The sequence below is a fragment of the Sinorhizobium mexicanum genome (genome assembly GCF_013488225.1).
GTDB classification, from domain to species: Bacteria; Pseudomonadota; Alphaproteobacteria; order Rhizobiales; family Rhizobiaceae; genus Sinorhizobium; species Sinorhizobium mexicanum.
Genome location: NZ_CP041239.1, coordinates 54,468 through 81,343, shown reverse-complemented (window position 1 = coordinate 81,343; position 26,876 = coordinate 54,468). Strand labels below are relative to the sequence as shown.

General features: G+C 58.3%; 23 protein-coding genes and 1 pseudogene. 9 read left to right on the top strand and 15 right to left on the bottom strand.

Annotated features, from left to right (window positions below):
• The first annotated feature begins 391 nt into the window (after positions 1-391).
• The 8 genes and pseudogenes from FKV68_RS20525 (at position 392) to FKV68_RS20495 (ending at position 9,737) form a co-directional block, all read left to right on the top strand.
• Positions 392-1,786, top strand: a complete 1,395-nt coding sequence (locus FKV68_RS20525; RefSeq protein WP_180941829.1) for a nucleotidyl transferase AbiEii/AbiGii toxin family protein — start codon at positions 392-394, stop codon at positions 1,784-1,786.
• 14 nt (positions 1,787-1,800) lie between these two features.
• A complete protein-coding gene (locus tag FKV68_RS20520; protein ID WP_180941828.1) occupies positions 1,801-2,547 on the top strand; it encodes a hypothetical protein in 747 nt (248 codons plus the stop codon).
• Between the two features lie 69 nt (positions 2,548-2,616).
• A pseudogene (locus FKV68_RS33180) lies at positions 2,617-2,876 on the top strand (site-specific integrase); the annotation flags it as partial.
• 247 nt (positions 2,877-3,123) lie between these two features.
• The gene (locus tag FKV68_RS20515) at positions 3,124-4,089 is read left to right on the top strand and encodes a nucleotidyltransferase domain-containing protein (protein WP_180941827.1); all 966 of its coding nucleotides are present in this window, start codon (positions 3,124-3,126) and stop codon (positions 4,087-4,089) included.
• Complete coding sequence (locus FKV68_RS20510) at positions 4,089-4,811, top strand: hypothetical protein (RefSeq protein WP_180941826.1); 723 nt, start codon at positions 4,089-4,091, stop codon at positions 4,809-4,811. Before FKV68_RS20515 ends, FKV68_RS20510 begins: the two co-directional genes overlap by 1 nt.
• A 539-nt stretch (positions 4,812-5,350) precedes the next feature.
• Positions 5,351-7,303, top strand: coding sequence for an AI-2E family transporter (locus tag FKV68_RS20505; protein WP_180941825.1), 1,953 nt, complete (start codon positions 5,351-5,353; stop codon positions 7,301-7,303).
• Between the two features lie 370 nt (positions 7,304-7,673).
• Positions 7,674-9,371, top strand: coding sequence for an ISL3 family transposase (locus tag FKV68_RS20500; RefSeq protein WP_245181791.1), 1,698 nt, complete (start codon positions 7,674-7,676; stop codon positions 9,369-9,371).
• A 60-nt stretch (positions 9,372-9,431) separates the two neighbouring features.
• A complete protein-coding gene (locus tag FKV68_RS20495) occupies positions 9,432-9,737 on the top strand; it encodes a 3'-5' exonuclease (RefSeq protein ID WP_180941932.1) in 306 nt (101 codons plus the stop codon).
• Between the two features lie 43 nt (positions 9,738-9,780).
• Here the strand turns inward: FKV68_RS20495 and FKV68_RS20490 are convergent, their stop codons facing one another.
• The 15 genes from FKV68_RS20490 to FKV68_RS20420 form a co-directional block, all read right to left on the bottom strand.
• Positions 9,781-10,722: a LysR substrate-binding domain-containing protein gene (locus FKV68_RS20490; protein ID WP_180941824.1), complete on the bottom strand. Its 942-nt coding sequence runs from the start codon at positions 10,720-10,722 to the stop codon at positions 9,781-9,783.
• A 71-nt stretch (positions 10,723-10,793) separates the two neighbouring features.
• Positions 10,794-11,915, bottom strand: a complete 1,122-nt coding sequence (locus FKV68_RS20485; protein ID WP_180941823.1) for an NAD(P)/FAD-dependent oxidoreductase — start codon at positions 11,913-11,915, stop codon at positions 10,794-10,796.
• Entirely contained in the window at positions 11,905-13,320 is a 1,416-nt protein-coding gene (locus tag FKV68_RS33550; RefSeq protein ID WP_180941822.1) for an NAD(P)/FAD-dependent oxidoreductase, read from the bottom strand. Before FKV68_RS33550 ends, FKV68_RS20485 begins: the two co-directional genes overlap by 11 nt.
• Positions 13,317-13,628 carry a (2Fe-2S)-binding protein gene (locus FKV68_RS20475; protein ID WP_246452657.1) on the bottom strand — a complete coding sequence of 104 codons (312 nt, stop codon included), beginning with the start codon at positions 13,626-13,628 and terminating at the stop codon, positions 13,317-13,319. The genes FKV68_RS33550 and FKV68_RS20475 overlap by 4 nt, the downstream gene beginning before the upstream one ends.
• Before the next feature lie 2 nt (positions 13,629-13,630).
• On the bottom strand, positions 13,631-13,987 hold the full coding sequence (locus FKV68_RS20470; RefSeq protein ID WP_180941821.1) for a RidA family protein: 357 nt from the start codon (positions 13,985-13,987) through the stop codon (positions 13,631-13,633).
• 9 nt (positions 13,988-13,996) lie between these two features.
• Complete coding sequence (locus tag FKV68_RS20465) at positions 13,997-14,971, bottom strand: ABC transporter ATP-binding protein (protein ID WP_180941820.1); 975 nt, start codon at positions 14,969-14,971, stop codon at positions 13,997-13,999.
• A gap of 4 nt (positions 14,972-14,975) precedes the next feature.
• Positions 14,976-15,986, bottom strand: coding sequence for an ABC transporter ATP-binding protein (locus FKV68_RS20460; RefSeq protein ID WP_245181771.1), 1,011 nt, complete (start codon positions 15,984-15,986; stop codon positions 14,976-14,978).
• Positions 15,983-16,867, bottom strand: a complete 885-nt coding sequence (locus FKV68_RS20455) for an ABC transporter permease (protein ID WP_180941819.1) — start codon at positions 16,865-16,867, stop codon at positions 15,983-15,985. Before FKV68_RS20455 ends, FKV68_RS20460 begins: the two co-directional genes overlap by 4 nt.
• Complete coding sequence (locus tag FKV68_RS20450) at positions 16,867-17,805, bottom strand: ABC transporter permease (RefSeq protein ID WP_180941818.1); 939 nt, start codon at positions 17,803-17,805, stop codon at positions 16,867-16,869. Before FKV68_RS20450 ends, FKV68_RS20455 begins: the two co-directional genes overlap by 1 nt.
• Before the next feature lie 29 nt (positions 17,806-17,834).
• Complete coding sequence (locus FKV68_RS20445; protein WP_180941817.1) at positions 17,835-19,403, bottom strand: ABC transporter substrate-binding protein; 1,569 nt, start codon at positions 19,401-19,403, stop codon at positions 17,835-17,837.
• Between the two features lie 965 nt (positions 19,404-20,368).
• Positions 20,369-21,364, bottom strand: coding sequence for an ABC transporter ATP-binding protein (locus FKV68_RS20440; protein ID WP_180941816.1), 996 nt, complete (start codon positions 21,362-21,364; stop codon positions 20,369-20,371).
• Positions 21,361-22,356, bottom strand: a complete 996-nt coding sequence (locus FKV68_RS20435) for an ABC transporter ATP-binding protein (protein ID WP_180941815.1) — start codon at positions 22,354-22,356, stop codon at positions 21,361-21,363. Before FKV68_RS20435 ends, FKV68_RS20440 begins: the two co-directional genes overlap by 4 nt.
• Positions 22,349-23,257: an ABC transporter permease gene (locus tag FKV68_RS20430; RefSeq protein WP_180941814.1), complete on the bottom strand. Its 909-nt coding sequence runs from the start codon at positions 23,255-23,257 to the stop codon at positions 22,349-22,351. The genes FKV68_RS20435 and FKV68_RS20430 overlap by 8 nt, the downstream gene beginning before the upstream one ends.
• Positions 23,248-24,183 (bottom strand): ABC transporter permease, encoded by a 936-nt coding sequence (locus FKV68_RS20425; protein WP_180941813.1) that lies wholly within the window; start codon positions 24,181-24,183, stop codon positions 23,248-23,250. The genes FKV68_RS20430 and FKV68_RS20425 overlap by 10 nt, the downstream gene beginning before the upstream one ends.
• Before the next feature lie 12 nt (positions 24,184-24,195).
• Positions 24,196-25,773 (bottom strand): nickel ABC transporter substrate-binding protein, encoded by a 1,578-nt coding sequence (locus tag FKV68_RS20420; RefSeq protein ID WP_180941812.1) that lies wholly within the window; start codon positions 25,771-25,773, stop codon positions 24,196-24,198.
• A 317-nt stretch (positions 25,774-26,090) separates the two neighbouring features.
• Here FKV68_RS20420 and FKV68_RS20415 point away from each other — a divergent pair, with 317 nt between their 5' ends.
• A complete protein-coding gene (locus FKV68_RS20415; protein WP_180941811.1) occupies positions 26,091-26,876 on the top strand; it encodes an aspartate/glutamate racemase family protein in 786 nt (261 codons plus the stop codon).

Genomic DNA, 26,876 nt, shown 5'->3' with positions numbered 1-26,876 from the left:
GTCAGGGTTGGCCATGGCAGCTGGGTTCATGCAAGCCACGGGCTCGCATGATCGGTTCCATTCGATACATTATGCGATCTTCTTGGCCCAAATGGTGAACATCACAGCAACAAGCCGTGCAGCGCTCATGGAAGCACGATTCTGTCCGCGCCTAAGTTGACGTCCACGCTTAAGTCGGTGAACGGCGGCATTGCGCTCCACATCGGTCATGAGCTTAGCCAAGCCGCCTCTCAGAAACGGTCATCGGTGATGTCTCTCAAATCGTGTTCAACCGGGGAGCCTTGACCATCTTATAGCAGTCTCAAGAGTACAACTTCAAAGCCGCACATTGCTGGTGGATTACTGATGATCATCCTCGACATAGTTGCGCGAAAATAAGTATGTTGGCGCAATGATCGACCAGGATGAAATAAAAGCCAAAGCATTGGAATTCGACATTCATCATCCGAATGTCGAGCGGGATTACGTCTTCGGTTGGCTGCTGAAGTCGATATACGAGAATGAATTTCTTCGAACGCGCGTCGTGTTCAAAGGCGGCAACTGCCTACGCAAGGCGTATTATCCCGACACGCGGTTCTCTGCCGATTTGGATTTTTCCGTCAGTGATGCCGTCGACCTCGAGCGGACTGCTAAAGAGATTAATAATGCTTGCCGCGAAGCACAGGCGGCATGTGGCGTAGAGTTTCTGATAAACCGGAATACATTTGAGCCTGGACCGATGGTGGACAAGACACGACGTTCCTACAAGGGGCGCGTGTATTTCACCGACTTCTTCGGCAAGCAAGACGATCTGACCATCAGTGTCAAAGTCGATATGACAGACTTAGACCGACTTTATTTGCCCGCCACCACACGCAAGCTCATTCATCCGTACTCCGATGCAGGAGCTTGTACTGCCGACATAACTTGCATGGCTCTGGAGGAGGTGGTTGCTAGCAAATTGAAATGCCTTATTCAACGTCGCCATTCCCACGATCTCTTTGATCTGGTCTACGCCACGTTCATTGACCGCTCGATCGAACTGGACCGTGCGTTGGTTCTTCGCACGTTCCTGGGCAAGACAATTTTCAGCGGCAGTCCAGCGGCAGCAAAAACCATACTGCTAGGCATTCCCATGAGCTTTTTCCGCGGTGTTTGGGAAAGGTACATAAAATGTCCGAAAGCGACGCGCTTCAGCTTCGAATGCGCGACTGAGGGATTTAAGGACACTATCGAGCAGTTGTTCGGTGGGGTTGGCGGCGGAGCCTGGGGAGAGCAGCTCTATTACGGCCCCGAACACCGTAACCTCATCATGGAGGCCGGGGCGTCAAGGAAACTTATGAAGCTCGGCTATCATGGCGTTGAGCGGGTGATCGAGCCGTATTCCCTGTCGTACAAAAAGGCGCAAGGCAAACCTGCGCGTGAGTACTTCTATGCTTGGGACCGGACGCGCGGTCCCAGCATAAAGACCTTTTTCAATACTGACGTTGAATCGCTTGCCATCCTCGATGAAACCTTCGAGCCCCAGTTCGAAATCGAGCTGTCGAAGGCAGGAGAAGAAGCCCGCAAAGCCTACTTCGGTAAACCCTTCAGCGAAGGAACTCGTCGGGAGGGAAGCTCGACCCGGGTTCGGACCCGGCGAACCAATGCATCTAGCGGTTTCGGTGGCTTTGAACAAACCCACAAGGTGCAATGTCCGTACTGTCAAAAAATTTTCACGAGAAAAACCCAGTCTCTCACGCTGAATGAACACAAGTCGCCGGACGGCTACCGTTGCGGTGGTCGCGCGGGCTATAGGGTATTTTGAGCGCCGACACCACCATGGATACCTTCTTGAATGTCTTCGTAGACGAGAGCATTCACGTTCGCGGTGACTTCATCGTCGTGGCGGCAGTGTGTGCCCATGCTGACGTTCAGCAGGAGGTTGTTCAGGCCTTACACGATTGCGGTTTCGATCCCGCCCGCGACGAGTTTAAGAGCAGCATGAGGATGCATGGGAACCCTGCGGGACAGGAATTGCGCCAACGTCTCCAGATCATTTTGAACGACTGTAAGATCGGGGTGGCCATTTGCCCAACCTCCGAGCGTGCCAAAATCGTGACCCATGTCGCCGCGCTTCTCTCAAAACTCGATATCCCGCCGAGAACGCACATTGCAGCGGTCCATCTCGATGAGGGCATGAGGCCTGCCAACGCAAAAATGCCAGCCGACGCGACGGTAAAACTCGGCTGCGATTCAAGGTTGGTGACAGGCATCCAGCTAGCGGACTGCGCCGCGCATTTGATTTCCACGATGCTTCTTGAAGAATTAGGTCTTATGTCGAAGACCGTTCCGGCAAGCAGTGTTTACGAGGAGCAGGAGGGCGAGATCGCACTGGCCTGGACCCTCTGGGCGACCGTACGTTACGCACTCTCAGGTAGGAAATCGGTCGGAGAAAGTGACGAGTGCGGCCTACCAGACCCGACGATGAATCCTTTTGGCCTGGTCGTGTCGGATGCTTGCTCAGATGCTGTAAAAGCGGCGGTTGAGAAGCGGCTATCGACTGTGTGGGTGGGTTGTATTCATTGAATGCAACAGAGCTTAGCCCCGACTGAGACTGCTTTTGACAAAAGCGGAACCCGCAGGCCGATTTCGGCGGTTGATGACTACGCGTTTCCTAGTCGGGTCGATCATGCCGATCATCTCAGCACTCGCCAATAAGCCAGAGTGGTCGATGAGTGGTTGACCGCGATATGGCACGCACTCAGACGAACCAACGCCGTTATGATCTACAAGCGACAGGCAATCTTCGTGTAATCCAAATCCTGCTTGGACATACCAAGATCGAGAACATGGTTAGGCACCTGGGCGTGGAAATCGAGGATGCGCTGGATCTGGCGGAGCATACAGAGATTTGATCCGCACCCATATCGGCCGTTCAAGTCAGGCCCTTGTTCTCGATAAGCCGCGACCCGTTTCTCTTGAGGGGTCAAGGGCTTCGTCAACACGAGAGAGACAAAGTCACACGAAAGGTTTAAAAGCTAGAAGACTGATTCAAGGCGAGCATTCTTTAGATGACCGAAACCGCACTAGACAGACTTAGGGGGGGGCGACGCCTCCCGATGGAGCCACATTACCGAAGCCGAGGTCAGCAGCGCAGAGCGTTTGAAGGTTCTTGCCAAACTTGCGGACGGTTTGCTGCCCACGGACGAAGGGAGTTTTGTCGTGTTCGGTTCGCTCGCGCGGGGCGAATACACGACTGGAAGTGACCTCGACTGGACAGTGCTCATCGATGGACGCGCGGATTCATTACACCTTCAGATAGCGCACAAACTCACGTCCGAGCTTGAAAAAGCAGGGTTTGGAAAACCGGGTCCGACAGAAGTTTTTGGGGGCCTGATCTTCAGCCATGATTTGGTACATGCCGTCGGCGGCGATGAGGATTCCAACAAAAATATGACTCGTCGCCTATTACTATTGTTGGAGTCTACGCCCATAAATGTAGCTGGGAGCGTAGATACGCACGCCCGCATTGTGCAGGCAATTCTGAACCGCTATGTCCAGGAAGATGCGAGCTTCATCGGGAGTAATAAACGGCCTGACCGGATTCCCCGCTTTCTCCTAAATGATGTCGTTCGCTTTTGGCGAACCATGGCGGTTGACTACGCCAACAAGTACCGGGCAAGGGCCGGTCAAAAGTGGGCCCTACGAAACATAAAGCTTCGGATGTCGAGGAAGTTGTTATTCGTTTCCGGCTTTCTCATGTGTCTTTCCTGGGCGCTTGAGGACCGCTCCCAGCAGGATAATGACTATGAGGCACAGGATCTCGTTGACCATCTGCTTGCCTGGACGAAGCGTCCACCGCTTCAATCTTTAGCTGAAATTGTGGAGCGCTATGCGCCCTCATTGGCCTCCGATGTTTTTGGTAATTATGATGCGTTTCTCGCTATTCTTGATGATGAGTCCAGCCGTAATAGTCTTGAAGAGTTGTCTCCGCAAGCAGCGTATGAAGACGGGGTATTTTTGGGGGCTAGGGAAATAGCAACCCGGTTTGACACTGCGTTGACCGAGTTGTTGTTCGAGACAAATCCAACATTGGCCAAGTTGGTAAAGAAATACGGAGTATTCTGATGACGACGATTGGTTTTTCAACAGGCGCGATAGCCAGAGACGATTTTGCTACGGCGTTGGATTTGCTTGAGCCAACACACACATCAGCAGTGGAGCTGTCTGCATTACGCGCCGCTGAGTTACCTCCTCTGCTGGCGGCATTGCCAGGCCTTTTGCCTCGTCTGAACCAACGATACCGCTATATTAGTTTTCACGCGCCGACCAATTTCGATGATGAGCAGTCCTTGGTTCGAGAGCTTATGGTCATTGCGGATCTTGGCCTAAATATTGTCGTTCACCCCGATACCATCGGCGACTTTGACCATTGGCGTAGTCTTGGATCGCAGCTTTGCCTGGAAAACATGGATTCTCGAAAGCCAATCGGCAGAACTGCGGAAGAACTGGAGCCGTTCTTTGAGAGGCTGCCGGAAGCTAAGCTGTGTCTCGACCTTGCTCATGCCCGCCAGATAGACTCTTCGATGAACCAAGCGGTGCGCATCTTACGGCGCTTCGGCAGTCGGCTGGCTCAGTTTCATATCAGTGAAATAAATAGCAAGGGCACGCATTTCGCGATGTCTTTCGCTGCAAGGCGAGCATACGAGCCTTTTGCACCCATCTTGTCTCGTACACCAGTTATTATCGAGTCTATAGTCGGGCGACACGAAATCGCGCGAGAGATAGCCGCGACAGAAGAACTTGTGACGCAAACTGCCGGAGCGGGCTCTCGGGGATTTGCGGCTTAATCGCGGTCACCCGAAGTGGGTTATTTGCTGAATAGCTTCTATTTCGCCCAACTGCCGCCGGTCCACCCCCGGCCCCAATTGAGTCGCAGGGTCATGCCAAGTATACGCTCCGGACGCTCCCTGGGTGTTCAGAGCAAAGGGTGTTAACTCGAACTCCATCGACCGAGACGGCCGGAACCGGCAACATATGGCCCAGTCCGGACGCGTCCCTCGCCTTGAACGGATTGGAACCGATGGCCCTGCTATTACACCTTATCCGCATCAGATTCTCTAGACGAGCTCAGGCATCAACTTAAACTAGGTGCTAATCCGTGGACGCATGCGGACCGCCAGACCGCGGCGGAAGGCGGTCCGCCAGCCCCTGACAAGCGCCACTCAGCCTCCGCCTCGAACCCGGTTCGAGACGCGTGAACCAGCCGCTCATGCGGGTTGCGCGACCCGCTCCGCTTTCCCCTGGGCTTATCCACAAATCGCTCTACCTGCTTAATGAAACAAGGGGACGCCATTTCATCCACTTGCACGGGAGTCAGCGGAAGGACATGAGCGAGGAAAGCAACAGGGACTACGGCTCGGGATCGATAGCTCCGGCACAGCCGTCCAAGCTTCCAACACTCGCTGCGATGGCTGCCGCGGTGGCTGTCCTCTATTTCGCCCGAGCCGTATTCCTGCCTTTGGCCGTTGCCATCCTGCTTACGTTCGCGCTGGCACCCGTCGTCGCGAACCTCAGGAAAGTCGGTTTGCCGCGCATGCCCGCCGTCATCGTCAGCGTGGCCGCGGCCTTTCTCTCGCTCTCGATCTTCAGCGCCGTCGTGGCGATGCAGGTCAGCGAGGTTGCGCGGAACCTCCCCACGTACCAGTCCAACATCGTCGACAAGATCAGGGCCCTGAAAGAGGCGGAGTCGGAAAACAGCGTGATCGAGCGGCTTGGCCGTCTCGTGGAAAGGATCGGGACCGAACTCAACCGGTCGGAACCTCAAGGCCAACCTTCTTCCGAGGCGCAGTCGCCCAAGCCGCTTCTGGTAGAGATCTTCTCGCCTCAGCGCCCGATCGAAATGCTGAGGAGCATTGTCAATCCTCTCGTTGGTCCTTTGGCCACGACCGGTCTCATCATCATCGTCGTCATCTTCATGCTTCTGGAGCGGGAGGACCTCAGGGACCGTTTCATCCGCCTCGTGGGCTACGGAGACCTCCACCGCACAACGCAAGCCCTCCAGGATGCCGGCTCTCGGGTCGGCCGATACCTGCTCATGCAGCTCGTGGTCAACATCACCTATGGCATACCGCTGGCCGCCGGTCTCTGGGTGCTGGGCATACCCAATGCGGTCCTCTGGGGCATGCTGGCAATCGTCCTCAGATTCGTGCCCTATATCGGCCCCATCATCGCCGCGCTCGTTCCCTTGTTCCTGGCTTTTTCGGTGGCGCCGGGCTGGAGCGTGCTGCTCTGGACCGCAGCTCTGTTCGTTCTCCTCGAAGTTCTCAGCAACAATGTCGTGGAGCCCTGGCTTTACGGCTCGCGCACCGGCCTGTCCCCGCTTGCAATCATCGTGGCGGCGATCTTCTGGGCCTGGCTCTGGGGACCCGTCGGGCTGGTGCTGTCTACGCCGCTGACGGTTTGCCTCGTTGTTCTCGGCCGCCATGTTCCCCAGTTCGAGTTCTTCGAAATCCTTTTTGGCAATGAGCCGGTGCTCGATCCCAAGGAACGCCTATATCAGCGCCTGCTCGCGGGCGATCCCGACGAGGCGACCGACAATGCCGAGGAGATGCTCGAGGAGAAGTATCTCATCGAATTCTACGACACCGTCGCCATTCCGGCGCTGCTGCTCGCAGAACGGGATCGCGCGCGAAAGGCGATGACGGACGCGCAACTGGAGCAGGTTGCCGAGAGCGGGCACGTGCTCGTCGCCAATCTTCAAGAAATCGCGAGCGAAGAAGAGGAGGAAGAGGAGGACGATAACGCCGACGTTTCAGATGAAGACGATGAGGCCGACGACTATGTTTTGCCGGACGGGGACGGGAAGTCCGTTCTTTGCATCGGGGGAAGGGGCGATCTGGACGACGTGGCTGCCTCGATGTTGTCGCAGGTCGTCGCGATCCAGGGTGCCGAGGCTACATCGGCAAGCTACCGGGACCTGAAACTCGGCAACATCAGGGCTCTGGCGCTGGAGGGCCGTACCGCGGTCATCATCGGCTTTCTCAACCGGGATTCCGGGAGGCATGCCAAATTCATCGTGCGCAGGCTGAAGCGTTTGACGCCGACGGTGCGCATCGGCATCGTATTCTGGCGGGAAAACCGAGAAGGAGCGTCCCGCGCAAAGGAGCAGCTCATCGAAGAGTTGCAGGCGGATTTCGTGGCCTTTTCGATCGTCGATGCGGCGCGCGAAGGCCTTTCCGAAGGAGAAGCGCGACCTGTGAAAGCGGCGCGCATGAGGATTGTTCGTCGCTCCGCCACCCGCAGGGCGGGCACACAAAGGAAGGAAAAGGCGCCCGCCTAGAGTATTTCGTTTTGGTTCAGAGACATATTCTGGACGCTCGGCAGCACGGAGCTGATAGCTTCCGGGAAAGTCATTGCGCCGGACGCTGACCTTTGAGAGGCGCTTGGCGTAGCGATTTCTGCAATGGGCGCCGATGGCCGGCGCTGCAAGGGGTCTGTCCATGTCCGCACTCGACCTGTTGCCGTCGTTCATATCACTGCGCGCCAAGGCTGCCTTGAGCTGATGTCGCTTTCCATTTAATGGCCAGACTCTGGTTGCAATAATTTCAAATAGTTAGTCACGCACATAAATTGAGAATTGCCACTTAATTGGGTCTTCCTCAATTTGTGTGGTTCACTCAGCGTTAGACATGATGCCGCTATGGGCGGGCATGCAAACCAAATCAAAATGGTCGCCCGGCCCAGGGGCAAAAGTTCTGGGTGTCGCGCTCACGGATGATGATAGTTGGGTTGTTTCCGCTGCCGGACCGGCTTTCGGCATTTGCCCTGATTGTGGACGGCGGACCCGAAATCGGCACGGTTGGTCCAACCGAAGCCTTCAAGATCTGCCGGTCCAGGGCAAGGCCGTCACGGTGAAGCTTCGGTTGAGCCGCTGGCGGTGCGCACATCAGAACTGTGAACGACAAACGTTTTCCGACCGATTGCCAACGATTGCTTCCCCTTATGCGCGCCGGACAAGGCGGGTCGCGGAGATTGTCGGTCTGCTCGGTCATAGTGCAGGCGGCCGACCCGGCGAGCGCTTGATGCGACGGCTCGGCATGCCTGTCAGCGACGACACGATCCTGCGTCAGCTGAAACGGGATGTCGCGCTCGCTGATTGCGACGCCACGATCCGGGTTGTTGGGATAGATGACTGGAGCTGGCGGCGATCCTGGCGCTACGGCACGGTGATCGTCGACCTGGAGCGCCGTTCGGTTGTGGACATCCTTGACGACCGGAGCGTGGCGAGTGCCGCGCGATGGCTGAAGCGGCACCCTTCTGTCGAGATCGTGAGCCGAGACCGATGCGGGCTGTATGCGCAAGCTGCTCGCGAGGGTGCGCCGCAAGCACGTCAGGTGGCTGATCGGTTCCATCTCATGCAGAATCTGCGGGTCGCAATCGAGGAGCAGATGAGCCTTTCCGGCCGCGCCACGGGACGAGCATTGCTGCCGGACAAAATCATCGGGAGCGCGCAAGTCGATCTGATTCAGGATGATCCGCACGTTGACGCAACGCATCGGCTCCGGGTGCGTCACGCTCATCGACAATCACGGCAGGTGGTGTTCGATACGGTGCACGCCTTGCGCAACGAAGGTCTGTCCTGTTCGGAGATCGCACGTCGCACCGGCTACGGCCGACGCAGCATCGCGAAATGGCTGACTTTCGAGACGCCACCCGACCGGCGAAGGTCGGCGTTGAAGCCGACATCCCCACTATACTTCGAGGCGTTCCTCGCCGAGTGCTGGAAAGATGGCAATCGCTGCGGACGGCATCTGTTCCACGATATCAAACAGCGCGGCTACACGGGCAGTTTCTCGAATCTCGAGCGGCTTCTCGCAAGCTGGCGCCGCGCCGAAAGGTCGGTCAAGGACAGTGCGTCGCCGGCTCCTATCAATCCGCATCACCCGAACCGCGATGCTGTCATCCCGATAAGCGATCCGGAGACTGGCCATGTGATCTCGCCGGTGGTCGCGGCTGCCCTTTGCATCAAACCACGGGGCATGCTGACGATCAATCAGGCTAGCAAGGTAGACGTCCTGAAGCAGGGATCACATGCGTTTGCCCTAATGCGCAGCCTTGCCATGCGATTTCGCGGCATTCTCCGGAGCGGTGAATCGAGCAAACTCGACATTTGGATCGACGACGCCGTCAGCTCCGGGCTTTCCCCGATGGTGCGGTTCGCCCGGGTTTTGCACCGTGACATCGACGCCGTTCGCAACGCCATCGAATTGCCCTGGAGCAACGGCCAGACGGAAGGCCAGATCAACCGCCTGAAGACGATCAAACGTGCGATGTATGGCAAAGCAGGCACGGAGCTCCTCAGAGCACGCATGCTACCGCTCATCAATAATCATCACCACACAAATTGAGGAAGACCCCGTTTAAGTGCCAAGCGACAGGCGATTTCTACGACACTCGTGCACGTCAGGATGAATCGTGGGAGCAGTGCATCGATGCCATCGAGGGGCGAGGGGCGCGGAGTTGTCCGCTTGATGACAATTCATAAGTCCAAGGGTCTCGAGTATCACACCGTGTTCTTTGTGGAACTCAATGACGATGTCTTCTGGAATACTACGGACGATGCCAACGTGTTTCTTGTGGCCCTTTCGAGAGCGCGGGAGAGGGTCAAATTCTCGTTCTGTGAGGATAGCAGTGGATTCAAGAATGGCAGGCGGTTCATCGCGCCCCTCGAGAGGGCTGCGGTGCAGTTCATCAGAAGACATACAGCCCACTGAGGCCTTGGCGATATGGTCTCCATCAGCTTTCGGCAAAAAGACCTTACGGAGTATTACAAGGTCTTCGCAGTGTTGCGGTCTCCGCAATCGTTCGACTCAATTCGGCAATGGCATGCTCGATAAACGCGCTTGCGATCGCCGAGAGTTTTTCGCCTCGCTGACGATAGATGCTGTAGCTGATGGAAAGATTGGGTTCGAAGGGCTTGACAACCATACCTGCAAGGTGGGTTGCCTGGGTCGAGAGAAAGTCGATTACTGTGACCCCCGATCCGAGAGAAGCGAATGCAATGGCCGCGCTGGCAAGATTTGTTTCTATCCTCGCTGAAAGTCGAACTCCTTCCATCGCTGCATGTTGCTCGAGCTGGATCGAGAGAGGATCGGAAGGCAAGAGCGACACAAAAGGGGTGGCTTCTAAATCCTTTAGGCGCACGACTTCTGCTATCGCTAGAATATGGTCCTTTGGCATGACGCAGACGATCGGGACTGGGGGAAGCTGACGTCTGACAATGGCAGGATTCTCGATCTGCGAAGTTACGCCAATTGCGAGGTCAATTTGATTGCGGCCGGCCCACTCAATCAGTGTCTGAGTCGACCGAATGTTCAAGGTAGCGGATACAGTCGGATGCTGAGACAGGAAGTCGTGAACGATCTTTGGCACAAGGCCGCTTCCCAAGGCAGGCAAGACACCGATCTTCAATCGTCCCGTCCGCAGATCACCAATATCGCGAGCCACACGGGAAATCTCGCGGACCGAGACGAGCGACCGCTCGACTTCGGCATAGAGGGTGAGCGCTTCAGGCGTGGGGATCAGACGCTGCTTCTGTCGGACGAAAACCGTGAAGCCAGCTTTTGACTCGAACTGTGCCAAAAGCTTGCTCACCCCCGGCTGGGCGATGTCAAGGAAATCAGCCGCCTTAGTGACCGTGCCGTGCCGCATTACGGCGGCAAAAGCTTCGACCTCGCGGAGCGAAAAATCCTTTCGCATCTGACCTCACATAGCATAGCGTCCGGTCAACTTACGAACTGCGATGATAAAACAAAAGCTGTTTGTTTGCCCTAGGCGACGAGTTGGGGCCGCTTTGTCTTGGCAAAACGCTTCAATCCAAACGCTTCCATCGATTGTGGAACGGCGCCTTCAACGATCCATTTCGCGCTCTCAAAGGCGTGGATCGCGGCGAGCGACACTCCGCTATGGCAGGTCACGAGGAAGGCGCCGGGGACCAACTCGTCGTAAATGGGTGAAGCATCCGGCGAAAGGATTCGCAGTGCCGCCCATGTCCTGATGATCTTCACATCAGCCAGAAACGGGAAGAAGTCGATGGCATCATTCGCGATCCGGCGACTGGTCTCGTCCGTGGTGCTGAGGTCAAAGCCGACATCCTCCCAACTGGTTCCAATAAGGAGCGTGCCATCGTCGGTCTGCCGGACCTGCTCCATCGCGAGACCGAACATCTGAGGCAGACGTTCCGTGACCATGATCTGCCCTCGCATGGGACGTATCGGTATTTCGACGCCCAGCATGTCGCCAAGCTTGACGTTGCCCAAGCCCGCGGACAACACGATGCGCTGCGCTCTCACGATGCCGTCCGTGGTCCGGACCTCGAACTTACCTTCGACATGGCGGATTCCCAGCACGCCATTGTTCGCAAGGTACGTTCCCCCGAGGGCGCCGTATGCCCTGTGAAATGCTCTCAGGAGTCGGATTGGATTGGCTTGACCGTCGTAGTCGGAGTAACTTGCTCCTGCGATAGTGTGCCCGATTTCGGGGACCATCTTCCGGACGCCCGCATTGTCGAGAATGTCGTAGTTGTACTCACCTCCGAACTGCGCCTTAACCTGAGCCATATCGGCGACACGCTGCGCCAATGCTTCTGGCGTTTTGCAGAAAAACAACCCGCCAGTCTGCATAAGACCGACGTCGATCGATGTTTCCGACATCAGCCTCTCTGCCAACTCGGGCCAGTACTCGGCGGCCTTCATCGCCCAAGGTGTATATTCCTTCAGCAGAAGACCCTTGCCCTGAACCCATACCAATCCGAAGTTCCCACGACTCGCCCGAATGGCGCCGTCGCCCTCATCCAGCACTATCGACGAGACCTTCTGGTTCGCCAGCCCATACGCAATCGCGATCCCAACAAGACCGCCACCGATGACGGCGACGTCGGTTTCATGCAACATGATGGTGGTCCTCCTGAGTATCGAGATCTTTGCAGGCCGCGATCTCGCGCACCGGAACGGGTTTGAGTGGGAATCTGACGCTGTATGCATCTATGTCGCCGACGGGTCGATTGATCGCTTCAGCGATGACCTGCGAGACCACTGATCCGCACACTCTACCCTGGCACGCGCCCATTCCGCACCGGGTGAACGCCTTCGCCTGTGATGGGCCAACAGCGCCGTCACTGATAGCTTGCCTGAGATCGGCGCCGCTGACGCTCTCGCAGCGACATACAATGGTATCGTCGCTTACCGATGCCGCCGCGAGCCCAGGCTGGTAGATTGCATCAAGAAACGGTCGGAAGGCCTGTTCCTTGCGAAGCTTCTGACGGGTTCGGGCAATTCGCTTTCCGTTGTCGGTTTTCCGGCCCAATTGCTCCATCACGCGCGCGACCGCGATCTCAGCGCTGGCTGGTGCAGCGGTAGCGCCATTGATTGCCATTGCATCACCGATAACGAAGGCGCCGCCAAGTGACGTCTCGCCGTGTTCATCAAGCACCGGCCGGAGGCATCGTTGAACAGGATCCCATTCATGACGGCATTTCAAGGCACGAGTTATCTGGGTGTTTGGGATAACCCCTTCGTGCACCAGGAGATGATCGACGTTCATTACCCGAGCTCCGGCCTCGGCAACGAATTCCAGGGATTGAACTCTTCCATCTCCTTTGGCTTTGAGATCGGTTACCCGACGTATGACTGGGACACCCGATCGCTTGAGGCTGCGGATGAGCGCAAGGCCTTTAGCAACCTTATCGAAATTCGCGAACAATCCGCCGCAGTTCCTGACGGCGGCCTGCAAGATCGAAACCTCCGGAGCTGTATCAAGGATGGCCGCCGGCTTCACATCCAGTTTCGAAAGTTGAGCTGCGAAGAGTAGCAAGAGAGGGCCGTTTCCGGCCAATATCAACCTTCCCTTGGGCACAATGCCTGACGTTTTGAGGAGTAGCTGTGCTGCTCCTATGTTCATGACGCCAGGGAGTGTCCAGCCTTCGAAGGGTACAGAGCGCTCCATTGCACCCGTCGCGAGGATCAGCTTCTTGAATTTCTTTCGCCATGACTTTCCCTTGCTGGAAAAGTTCACCGCGAACGCATCATCCTCGGCGTCGATTCTCCAGACCGACGTTTCGAACCGCCGATCGAGCCTGGCATTGGCGAACGCCTCGATGATCGCCGTGCCCCGCGAATAGTCGGCCCCGAGAATTCGACTATTCTGGAATGGTCCACCGACCAATCCGCGGTAGATCTGACCACCTGCGGTCGGTCGCTCGTCCAGGAGAGTGACGTCCAGACCGCTGTTCGCCGCCAGCGTGGCTGCCACCATCCCCGCTGGGCCACCGCCGATCACGCAAAGATCGCTTATCGTCATGCGACGTTCTCCCGCGCAGGGTTATGGATAGAAAGCTGGCGACGAACCACCATCCCTGCCTCCACAGGCCTGAGGCAGCCTTGCTGGTTGGGAACCCCATCGATTTCGACAAGGCATTCAAAGCAGATGCCCATCATGCACAGAGGCGCCCTCGCCTCGCCCGTTACCGAACTGCGTCGGTACGGTGTCGTGTTCGCGAGCATGACGACGCCCGCAACCGTATCGCCCTCGAAGCACTCTACCTGCTGGTCATCGATGGTCAGAGTGAGCCTTCTGCGATCGTCGAAAGCCATTGAACGAGAGAACACGATCAGCCTCCTTTGCAAACCGCGATCGCGGTCACTTCAATCAGGTACGGACCGTCGAGATCGCTCACACCAATCGTGGCGCGGGCCGGAAGCCGGTCTGGCGTGAATCTTTTTCTCCAGACTTCGTTCATCGCAGGCTTCTTCGACATGTCGGTCAAGAAGATCGTCGCGGACAGCACATCGTCCAAGCCAGATCCGATCACCTGTAGTTGCCGCTCTAATTTGCTCAGGACCTGATCGGTCTGGATTTCCACGGATGCATTGCCGTCGTCAGCGACGAGCCCGGAAATGAAGGCAAGGCTATCCTTCACGACTGCGCGATGGAAGTTCGCAGTCGGCTCAATGTAACGGGTATTCATGTTTGTTCCTCAGGCGACCAATGCTGGTTTGAGTTGGATTTGTCCGGCGAAGTGGCAAGCGGCGGTTTGCGCGCCCCTGACCGAGACGTTTTGGGGTGTCGTGGCACATATCGCTTGCCGTGCCGGGCACCTTGTGCGGAACCGGCAGCCGCTCGGTGGATTTGCCGGACTTGGCACATCGCCCTCCAGGATGATGCGCCCCCGATGACGCTCGATCCGCGGGTCAGGGTCAGGGACGGCACCCAGCAGCGACTGTGTGTAGGGGTGGAGAGGCGTGGCATAGAGCTGCTCGCTCGGCCCCTCCTCTACGATCTTCCCGAGATACATCACGTAGATCCTCGAAGCCGCCTGTCGAACGATCGCAAGATCATGCGCGATGAAGAGCAGTGACACGCCCTTTTCGTCCCGCAGCCGCAGAAACAGGTTCATGACTTGGGCGCGGATCGATACGTCCAGCGAGCTTACAGGCTCGTCGCAGATCAGCACCTTGGGATTGACGACGAGCGATCGCGCGATACAGACACGCTGGCGCTGACCGCCGGACAGTTCACGCGCATAGCGCTCGATCACATTGTGCGGCAGACCAACATCCGAAAGCAGCTCTTTCGCTCTCGCCACCCGTCCAGCCGAGTTGCTCTCGCCGCTAATGATAAGCGCTTCATCGAGCAGTTGCCCTATCGTCTGCCGCGGATTGAGTGCGGAATACGGATCCTGGAAAACGTATTGGATTCCTCGACCAAGTCTCCGGCGCTTCATCATGGAGACAGAAAGTAAGTTCGTTCCGTTGAAATCGATCCTGCCACCATTCGCGCGCTCAAGCCCTACAATGGTGCGGCCGAGCGTTGATTTCCCGCATCCGGATTCACCGACGAGACCCACAATCTCCGCCTCTCCTATGGTCAGCGAGACGTCGTCACAGGCATTGACATATTGACCGGTTGCTCGGTCTTGGAAAGTCGTTGTCAGGTTATTGATTGTCAGCATAGTTTTACTCCGCGACCTCTAGGACTGCAGATTCGGCGAGCGGGCACGCCGCATAACGTGTCGGCCCAACCTGCTGCAGCAACGGTCGCTTGTATGCGCACGACGGCATCGCGAACTCGCATCGTTCGTAAAAGGCACATCCGTTCAGCTTTTTGGAAAGATCCGGCGGCAGGCCCGCTAGACCGCGGAAGGGTGATCCGACAGCCGCGTTCAAGCGCGGAACGGATGCGAGCAGCGCCTTCGTGTAGGGATGCTTGGGAGCCGTCAGGATGTCGAACGCAGGCCCCTTTTCCACGACGGAACCTGCATACATGACGACCAGATCGTCAGCCATTCCTGAAACGACGCCGATATCATGCGTCACCAGGACGATAGCCATGCCGAGTCTCTTTTGGAGATCCTGAAGAAGACAAACGATCTGAGCCTGAACCGTCACATCGAGCGCTGTCGTCGGTTCATCGGCAACCAGAAGAGACGGTTCAGCCGAGATGCCGCTGGCGATCACGACACGCTGGCGCATGCCACCCGACAGCTCATGAGGATACTGGTAGAACTTGGACGCAGGATCAGGGATCCCGACAAGGCCAAGCAGATCAATCGCCAGCTTCTCAGCGGACTTGGCAGTCAGACCTTTGTGATGTTCAATGACTTCAGTAATCTGATAGCCGATTTTCCGCGCTGGATTAAGCGCGCTAAGTGGATCCTGAAAGACAACGCCGATCTTCCCGCCGCGAACACTCCTCATCTCACTTTCACGAAGACTGAGGAGGTTCTGTCCGGCGAACTCTACGTTTCCGTCGAGATCGGAGGTGACACCCGCAGGCAACAGGCCGAGTGGCGCCATATTCATTACGGTCTTGCCGCTACCGCTTTCGCCGACGATGGCGACAGTCCTTCCGGCATGCACGTCATAGCTGACGTTGCGGACAGGCCGGATGGACATGGATTCGGTATGCAGGGTAACCGAGAGGTTCTCGACTCGAAGCAAGGGCTTTGGGTTGATGTTGGTCATCATGCGTTGACCTCCTTGGCAACAACTTCACGGCGCAGGCGCAGGAGCTTCCAGCTCAAGCGCCTGGGAGCCTTGGCGAGAGCCAGCCCCTCACCGAGCAAGTTGAATCCAGTGACCATGATCGTGAGTGCGATACCCGGCAGGATAACCTGTCTCGGACTTTCCTCGATGTAGGGAAGCGCATCAACCAGCATCTGTCCCCATTCCGCCATCGGGGGCTGCACGCCGAGTCCGAGGAAGGACAAGGTTGCGATTGTCAGCGCCAGGATTCCGGCGTCCGCGCTTGCATAGACGAGCACTGCTGCAACTGCGGTCGGGATCAGGTGCCGACAGAGGATCCGCGTGTTGCTTGCCCCAAGCACCCACAGGCTCTCGATATGAGGTTGGTGGACAGTGGCAGCGACGGTCGCACGGCTCAGTCGCGCATAGCTCGGAACCCATGCGATCGTCAGCGCGATGATCATGTTGCCGTAGGATGGCCCGAAGACGCCGATAACCGACAGTGCCACGATATTGCTTGGGATGCTCAGACCGAAGTCGACGAAGCGCATGATAACCTCATCGACGATTCCGCCCACAAAGCCTGCGATCGATCCGATCGTCACCCCTATCATTAATGCGAGGATGACGACGGTCGTCACAGCGAACAATGTCGTCTGCGCGCCCATCAGCAGGCGGCTTGCGGTGTCCCGGCCGAGGTTGTCGGTGCCGAGGAGATGGGCCCACGACATGCCTTCGTTGCTCATCATGAGATCTTGGGCAGAGGGGTCGTAAGGTGCGATAACAGGAGCGAAGATGCCCGCGAGGAGGAAGATCCCGACAAGGGCAAGTGCTGGCCAGCCGACGCGAATGATCCGTTTGAAAGCTTGAGCGATTGGCAACATCACGCCCTCCGTGGTCGGCGCTGCTTGGGATCGATGGTCAGCACGACCAGATCGACGACAAGGTTCACCAGGATGAAAAAGATCGAGAACATCAGAAGGCTCGACTGGAGCACGACGTAGTCCCGGAAGCGGGCTGCATCGACGAAGTATGATGCGACACCCGGCCAGGCGAAGATCGGCTCGATGACGATCGCTGCCTGTACCATGTAGGCAAAGTGGATGCCGAAGGCGTTGACTGCCACGGGCAACACATTGGGAAGAGCATCGACGATGAGTATCCTCGTGCGGCTTAGCCCCTTGCTGATGGCGGTTGTCACATATGGACGCGCCATCGCTTCCTCCAATGCAACGCGCGTTACGCGGCTGATCAAGGCGCCGGGCACGATGCCGATGGATACGGCAGGAAGGATCCAGGATGCAGGGCCGTCGAACCCGAAGGTAGGCAGGGCACGCAACAACACGCCGAACGCATAGACAAGCAGCGCTGCGACGAAGAACTTCGGCATGGAAGCTCCCACCAGCGCTATTGCGCGGGTCCCTCGGTCGATGATCGTTCTCGGGAACAATGCGCCGAGGAAGCTGAGTGTCAGCCCGAAGAACAGAGCAAACACGCCGCCGCACATGATCAGGGTCGCCGTTGGCACAGCGCGCTGCATCAGCGTGCTGGCCACGTCCTCGTTTGTGCGAAGCGACCGTCCAAGATTGCCACTTGCCGTTTCACCAAGCCAACGGCCATACCGCACCAGGAGAGGGTCGCGGAGTCCATATTCTTTTTCGATCTGCTCAACCACCGCGGTCGAGACAGTAGCCGATCTCTGCTCAGCGATGACCAGCGCAACGTTCCCCGGGAACGTTGCGATGAGCATGAAGCAGAAGATCGAAGCGATAGCAATCAACGTGACTGCACCCAGCATCCGCCGGAGCACGAGACGTCCCATGATTGTTTCCTCCGTGGGAGATTGACCGATCAGCTCAAGCTGATGCCTTCGTGGGGCATCTCGTACTCGGTTGGCGGAATGTGGAAGTTCTTGACTCGTTCGCCATGTGCCCAGATCCGCGATGCGTGATAGATCGGCACAATCGCATGGTGATCTTCCAGCCAGTCATAGAATGCCTGGTAGGCGGCTGGCGCATCTGCGGCACTTGCAGAGAGCGCAGCGAGTACGAGCGGATCGAGATTCTTAGCATCCATGAACATCTTGCCGTCAGTTCCGGTGCGGTAGGTGCTCAGGAAATACGTCGTCAGGGATGAATGCGGATCGTAGGGCGCACCCGCCGAGATGAAGAGGGCCATGTCATACTTCAACTGCGGAATGTCATCATGACGGCTGACATGATCGACGAGCTTGAGCTGAATATCGATCCCGGCTTCCTTGACCTGGTTCTGGATGACCTCACCGAGCGCCCTGGATCCCGCGACTGCATCTTCGGAGATGACCAATTCCAGAGAAAGCGGCCTTCCGTCCTTCTGGCGAACGCCCTCTCCTTTCCATCCGGCCTGATCGAGAAGCTCCTTCGCCTTGGCTACGTCGCGCCCCGAGACTGGGACGCGCTTGCCTGAATTGGGGATCACTTCCGGAAAGAGATTAGAAGTCGGCGTAGCGAAGCCGCGCAACAACTTGGTGCATATAGCAGTCTTGTCCAGACAAAGACCGATCGCCTGCCGCACCAACGGATCCTGGATGATCACCCGGTCCGGATTGAAACCGAGGACCATCGTGTCAGTTCCAAGTTCCTTGATGACAGCGGTTCCTGAACTTTCGAGGGTGGAAGCCTCCTGCGGCGAGATGGCCGCGACAAATGCGCCGCCGATGATGTCGACCAGCCCAGCCCGGAGCGCTTCAAGACGGCTCCGGGCGTTCGGCATCACAACGAGGCTTACCTTGTCGAAACTCGGCTTTTGGCCCCAATACAGATCATTGCGAACCAACTCGGTCCCAGTAGCATCGTTCTTGGTGACAGCCCATGGACCGGTACCAACCGGATCCTTCATGCTTCCATCGGGATTCGTGGCGTTGGGGCTTTGGAAACGCACCGGACGGATCGTTGTCAGCTCCGGCAGCGCCGACGGAACGGCCTGCTTGAGATGAAGCGAAATGGTATACTGATCGACGACTTCTGTTTTCTCATGCGCTGCCGAAATCAGAAGCCAACTGCTGTCCTCCTTGCCGATCCAGCGGTCGAAATTCCACTTCGCAGCGTCAGCATCGAACGGGGTGCCGTCGCTGAACTTGATATCTTGGCGCAGCTTGAAGGTCAGAAGCTTTCCGTCTTCGGAGACAGTCCAGCTCTCTGCGAGCGCGGGTTCGATGTGACCGCCTTCCCCGTAGCGGACAAGCGGCTCGAAGATCATCGCTTGGACGGCCCAGACCGCGATGTACTTATTGAGGTCAAGGTTGCCTGCAGGCTTGTTAAGCGCGATCCGCAACGTATCGCCGTCTGCGGCGAATGCTTGGATACCAAATGGAGAGGCAAGCGATGCCAGGACGCCGAGCGTGGCACTGCCGACCAGCAGATTTCTTCGTGTAGTTTCCATGTTCACCCTCTTTTTACTTGTCTAGCGTGGAGAGGCCTCGAAGGGCCGCCCCCATCGACCGCGAAACTCTCGACGCAGGAAACATGCCAGCGCGTTTAGACGCGTTCCAATATGAAATGAGGGAGAGTTCATATGCAAAAGTTATGAGCACATACAGAAAGAGAACATCAAATGGCAGCGCAAGGGAGGTCTGGCCGCGTCATATGGCGTGGGGTCTTAAGTCCGGCTCGGCAACCCGTTAACGATCGTCGCAGGTTGTCGAACCTGACCACACGGGGGAATAGGTCGCTACTGCGACACGGTCTGAACCGCCAAGATCGACCCTATGCGGTCATAGCTTGGGACACGACGAATGGCACGGTTTGTCCCCGTTGCGGACATCAACACGGATGCAAGAAACCATCTCTGGTCTCTTCCGTACGACACTCCGTTTGTTCAGGACGCGATGTCACCGGCTTCACCAAGATCCAAGAAGAGGCTGACGAGGGTCGTGCTGTTCCTGATCAGGACGAGCTCATCAGCCCCGGCGCAGTCTTCTCCAGGTCGAGGACGGGCGTGCATACCAGTGGTCGATGGTCAGCTAGGGTCACCCGGCATCATCGAGTGAGGCATCGGAGGTGCTTGTAGCTGCTTTAAGCACATGGGACCGCCTGAGCAGGCTGTAACGTGATTTGCCGACGGTTCGCCTCGCGGGGCAGATCGCCACGGGGCGCATGTGAGAAAACGCCCGGTGCCTTGGCACCGGGCGAATTAGCGGGAAGCGGCGCGACTTCCCGCAGGGGAACTTCTCCGGGATTCGCGTCGAAAATTGCCACCGAGGCACTTCCCAACCTCTCCGGATTTTCCGCAAGCGTTCGGCCATGGATCCGCCCAGGAGCGCATCGAACTCGGCCCTGCTGACCCTCCCGCGAGTTTCCTGAGCGCCGTTCGCGGGCACTCCCCAAAAATCACGGCGACCCGCTTCTTCAGTGAAGTGCAGAACGCCGACCTTCGTGAAGCTCGGAGGCGAATAGGCAAGCGGCACTGTGGCCGGATGAGAGGCCGTGCACCGCCGGCATCTTCTGAGAGCAGTTCTCGACGGCAAGAGGGCAGCGGGTCCTGAACCTGCAGCCGGAGGGCGGATTCGTCGGACTCGGCACCTCCCCCACCAGCAGCGGCCCATTGCGGAGCTTCTCGACGCGCGGATCCACCTCTGGAACCGACGCCAGCAGCATCTGCGAGTAAGGATGGCTCGGATGGTCGTAAAGCTCCTGGGAGGGTCCCTGCTCCACGATCTTGCCGAGATACATCACATAGACCCGTGAGGCCGCCTGTCGCACCAGGGCAAGATCGTGGGCGATGAACAGGCACGCCACCCCCAGGTCCTTCTGCAGCCGCAGGAACAGGTTCATCACCTGCGCCCGAATGGAGAGATCCAGGGCGCTCACCGGCTCGTCGCAGATCAGCACTCTTGGATTGACAGCAAGCGACCGGGCAATCGCAACGCGCTGACGCTGGCCGCCCGAGAGCTCGCGTGTGTGCCGGTCCTTGACGGAGGTTGCAAGGCCGACCTGATCCAGCAGCTCCTTGGTACGGCGATCACGCTCAGCGTGCGAGCTGAGTCCGTCGATGAGCAGGGCTTCATCGATGGCTTCACCGACCGTCTGGCGATCGTTCAGACACGAATAGGGATCCTGGAACACATATTGCAGTGCCCGGCGGCTTTTGCGTAGTGCTGCGCCTGAGAGAGTGCTGAGGTCAACTCCGTCGAGCAAAACGCGCCCGGCGCTTGCCTTCTCGAGTCCTACGATAGTTCGGCCGAGCGTCGACTTTCCGCAACCGGATTCGCCAACAAGGCCGACAATCTCTCCCGGATAAAGCTCGATCGAAACGTCGTCGACTGCATGGATGAATTTACCCCGCTGTACGCTTTTGAAGCGGGTCTGAAGGTTTTCGACCTTGAGTACAGGTGAGTTCGTCATGCCGCAGCCTTTCCTTGATTGACGACCGAGCAGGCCACAGAAACATTGCCGTCACCAGTCGGCACCATTGCCGGTCGGTTATGCGAGCACGCGGCCACGGCGAGTTCGCAGCGCGGTGCGAAGGCACAGCCCTTGATCGGGGCGCCGAGCGTCGGCGGCACGCCCGGAAGCCCACGGAATTCGGAACCGATCGGGTCTTCCCGCCTCGGTATCGCGTTGATCAGGCCCTTGGTGTACGGATGACGGGGGTTCACCAGGACCTTGTCGACGGGGCCGCATTCGGCGGGGCGGGCAGCATACATGACGACGATATTGTCCGCCGCTCCCGCGACCACGCCCATGTCGTGGGTGATCAGCACCATCCCCATGTTGAGACGACTCTGTACGTCCTTCAGCAGCCGCAAGATCTGCGCCTGAACCGTCACATCGAGCGCGGTCGTCGGCTCGTCGGCGATCAAGAGCTTCGGCTCGCCCGCAAGCGCAATGGCGATGACGATGCGCTGTCGCAGTCCGCCGGAAAGCTCGTGCGGATATTGCCGGAGCCGTGCCATAGGGTCGGAAATGCCAACGAGCTTTACGAGCTCAAGGGCGCGAGCCTCGGCCGCCTTGGGCGTCATGTTGAGATGCAGCTCGGCCATTTCGGCAATCTGACGCCCGATCCGGCGTACCGGGTTGAGGGCGCTCATCGGATCCTGGAAGATGAAGCCGACCGACTTGCCGCGGAGCTTCTGGATTTCGGCCTCGGGCAAGCCGATCAATTCGCGCCCCTCGAGCTTGACGGAGCCAGACAGCATTGTCGTCACACCGGTCGGCATCAAGCCGAGCGGCGCGAAGTTCATCACCGTCTTGCCGCTGCCGCTTTCGCCGACGATGGCGAGACATTCGCCCTGCCGGACCGAGTAGCTGACACCGTCGACGGGGCGGACCGCCGATTTCGCAGTCAACAAACTAACGGTCAGATTGCTAACGTTCAGGAGCGGTTCGTCACGCATCGGGATTCTCCTTGCTCCAGCTTACGACCTCAAGCCGACGCGCTGTAAGCATGCGCCTCGTGAGGGGTTTCGGTATGCGGTTGAGCGCGATGGATTCGCCGAGAGTGTTGAAGCCGATGACGGCTGCCGTGAGCGCAAGCCCAGGCAGGAGAACCTGGCGCGGATCAGATTCGAGATAGGGCAATGCGTCCACAAGCATCTGGCCCCACTCTGGCGTCGGCGGCTGAATGCCGAGTCCAAGGAAGCTCAGCGTCGCGACCGCCAGGGCGGCCGTGCCGGCGTCTGCCGTCGCATAGACCATCACCGAACCGATCGTGCCGGGGAGAAGATGGCCGAAATAGATGCGCCAGGGGCTGGCACCCAGCACACGCAACGCCTCGATATGCGGCTTGCTCATGATGCTGACGGCAACCGCACGGCTTATGCGACCGCTCATGGGCCACCAGGCGAGCGCCAGTGCGAGCACCATAGTCCAGTAGCCCGGACCAACGATGCCGATCACCGCAAGCGCGATGATCAGGCTCGGGATGGAGAGGCCGACGTCGACGATGCGCATCAAGAGATCGTCCACCCAGCCGCGGTGGTAGCCGGCGATCGTTCCCATTGCGATGCCGATCGTCATCGCAATGATGAGCACCGAGCCAACACTGATCAGCGATGTGTTCGCGGCAATGATCAGTCGGCTGAAAGTGTCGCGGCCGAGGTTGTCGGTTCCCAGCCAATGCGCGGCACTTGGCCCCATGCCCGCGTCCAGAAGGTTTTGAGCACTCGGATCCTGCGGGGCCAGCCAGGGCGCGAAGGTGCCAAGGGCAACGAATAGGCCGATGGTGATCAGCGCCGCGCGCGGCATCTTGTTCAATCGGGCCAGAATAACTTTGAGCATGTTCATGATCAGCTCCATTGGCGGCGGATGCGTGGATCGGTCAGCAGAACCGCCAGATCGACGATCAGATTCACCACGATGAAGAAGGTGAGAAAGATGAGCAGGCACGCCTGCACCACCATGAAATCGCGGAAACGCACGCCGGCCAGGAAATAGTCTCCCAGGCCCTGCCAGGCGAACAGCGGCTCGACGATGATGGCGGTCGCAGTCATCAAGCCGACTTGGGTGCCGAGCGCATTGATGAAGAGGGGCGTGATGTTGGGTAGCGCCTCGCGAAACAATATAGCGGTGCGACCGAGACCCTTGCTTTTGGCGGTCAAAACAAAGGGGCTGGCCATAGCCTCCTCCAACCCAACCCGCACGACGCGACTGAGGACGGCGGCCGGCAGAACGGCGACGGTGAGCCATGGCAGAATCCAGCTTTTCGGGCCGGCGAAACCGAACGACGGCAGGAGTTGGAAGGTGACGGAGAAGGCGTAGATCATCAGCGCGCCGACGAAGAAAGTCGGTGTCGATGCGCCAAGGAGCGCCAGACCGCGCGAAACGCGGTCCGGCAGTTTGTAGGGCCAGAAGGCACCAAGGAACCCCAAAGCCAGGCTGATCAGAGTGGCGATCGCAGCCGAGCCCGCAATCAAGATTCCCGTCACGAACATCCGGTTCGCGAGGTCCGCGCTGACGTCCTGTCCGGTTCTATAGGAGATGCCGAAGTCCCCGCGAACAGCGTCACCAAGCCAATCCACGTAGCGCATCAGCAGTGGCTTGTTCAGTCCAATCTCTTCGGCAACCTGTTCGACATAACCGGGTGTGGCGACGGCCCCCCGAAGCTCGGCGATCAGGACGGCAACATTGCCGGGTGCCGACACCACGAGTGTGAAGCAGACCACGGACGCCAGGAACAAAAGGACCAGGGAATGCTTCAGCCGCTTGCTGATGAAGTGGATCAAGGCACCCTCCTGTTATTCGGCCAAGACGATGTTTTCGTACGGCATGTCGTATTCGGTCACTGGACTAGTGAAGCCCTGGATCCGCTTGGAGTGCGCCCAGATGCTCGGCACGTAGACCAGTGGCGCGATCGCGTCGTTGTCGCGCAGCCAGTCGTAGACCTTCTGAATCGTCGGCTGGATCTGATCTCCGGTCGCGGCCGTCGCCGCATTGATCAACGGATCGAGATTGACTGGATCGGTGACCAGCTTGCCCTCGACATCGTTGTGGAAGGTCGACAGGCACAGGCCCACGATGGAGCCGAACGGATCGTAGGGAGCACCATAGGTCAGGAAGAAGCCGAGATCGTACTTCTGCTCCAGCATGTCGGTGTGCTTGGAGGCATGGTCGACCGAGCGGATCACGAGATCGATGCCAATCTCCTTCATTTCGGACTGGATGACTTCGGCGATCACACGCGACCCCGGCACAGCGTCCGGGCTGACGACCAGTTCGAGCGTCAACGGCTTGCCGTTCTTGGATCGGATGGGGCTTCCCGTCCAACCGGCCTTTTCGAGCAGCGCCGATGCGGCCGCAGCATCGCGCACGGGCGGGTCATATTGCGTTCCGGCATAGGGCAAGGCGCCCGAGAACATGTTGCCGGCGGGCTTCGCGTAGCCATGGTAGAGCACCTTGGAGATAGCCGCGCGATCGATGCCGATGCTGACCGCCTTGCGCACCTGCGGATCCTTGAGCGCCTCGGCGCGGTCGGGATTGAACGCCATCACCAGCGTGACGTTGCCCGGATCGACGACGACGTTGACGCCGGCCGCCTCGAGCTGCTTGCCCTCTTCCGGGGTCAAGGGCGCAATCCAGAATCCACCGATCAGGTCGATTTCGCCGGAGCGCAATGCCGCAACTCGCGACCGTGCATCGGGGATGACCTTGGCCTCGAGGCGCTCATAGGTCGGTTTGTCGCCCCAATAGCCATCAAAGTGCTCGAAGACGCTCTGGCTGTCGTCCGCACTGACCTGAACCCAAGGCCCGGTGCCCACCGGCTCCTTGAACTTACCGTCGGCACCAACTGATTTGGGCGAAAGGAAGCGCGTCGGCCGGGTGTAGGAGAGCTCCTGCATGAGCGCGAGGACCGGGTCCTTGAAATGCAGGGTGATATGGTAGTCGTCGACGACGTCCAGTGACTGGAAGTGCTTCGAGCAGTTCATCCAACTGAACTGGTCGAGCCCCATCCAGCGTTCGAGGTTCCATTTGCACGCGGCGGCATCGAACTTGGTGCCGTCCTGGAACATGACGCCCTGGCGCAGCGTCAGATGCAGCGTCTTGCCGCCGTCCTCTATCTTCCAATCGGTTGCCAGGCACGGCTCGATCTGGCCGCCCTTGCCGTACTTCACAAGCGGCTCGAACATGAGGTCCTGGATGGCCCAAATCGCGTAGTGGCTCTGCGGGTCGAGGTTGCCGGCTGGTTTTGCGATGGCGACCCGCAAAGTGCCCGACGCACCCTGTGCGTAGGCAATCTTCGACAATGCGCCCTGCGCCAAGGCCAACGCCACGGCGCCGCCTGCTCCCTGCAGGAAGGTACGTCTGTTCACTGACATGCGATGCTCCTCCTCTTTTAATGCTCCCCGGCGCGTCGATCACCTCGGCTTTTTTAGCGCCGTTCTTGTATAGACAAGTCCACTGTCTCATGTATACAATCCATGGTCAAGATTGTATTTTATTTTTGTTTGACGAAACCCTCGAAGCCGCGTGAGGAGTGGCGGAGTATGAAGGATGACATCGAGCGCAGCGGTCGTTTTGCGCCACAAAAGCGAGGAAAGGCGCCCAGCAGCATGTTCATGCTGCACGAGACTATGAGATTGCTTTGTAGACATCGCATTTAATTGTGTTACTAATTGTATACAACGAGGTCCAAATGCTCATCAAACTGATAAATCCAAACACGACTGCGGCCATGACGGAGCTCATGGGGCATACCGCTCGTAAGGTCGCAGCGGCTGATAGCGAGATTGTCCTTGCGACGTCTCGCTCAGGCGCAGCATCGATCGAAGGGCACTACGACGAGGCCCTCAGCGTGATGGGGGTGATCGACGAGATACGGGGAGGAGTGCCGGCCGACGCCTATGTCATAGCCTGCTTTGGCGATCCGGGACTCCTCGCTGCGCGTGAAATTACTGCGTCGCCTGTCTTGGGGGTCGCCGAGGCCGCAATGCACGCGGCAACTTTTTTGGCGACCAGCTTTTCCATCGTGACCACGCTTGAGCGTACACGGATCATGTCGGAGCACCTGGTTCGCAGCTACGGCATGCAGAACCATTGCCGCCGGGTGCGCGCCACCGACGTACCCGTGCTCGAACTCGAAAACCCCGATTCAAGCGCGCGCGCCGTCATATTTGCCGAGTGCGAGAAGGCCGTTCGCGATGACCAGGCGGAAGCCATCGTTCTCGGGTGCGCCGGCATGTCGAATCTGGCGAAGCACCTGCAGGAAAGGCTCGGCCTTCCCGTCGTCGATGGTGTGGCCGCCGCAGTAAAGTTCGCCGAGGCCATTGTGGGGATGGGACTGCGCACCTCGAAGATCGGAGATCTGGCGTTTCCGCTGCCAAAATCCTACGCCGGAAAGCTTGCCGAGTATGCTCCAGCCGCCCTGGTCCGGGGCATCGATCATCAACTTGCCGGCCGCACTGCAGCCGAACGGAGCTAG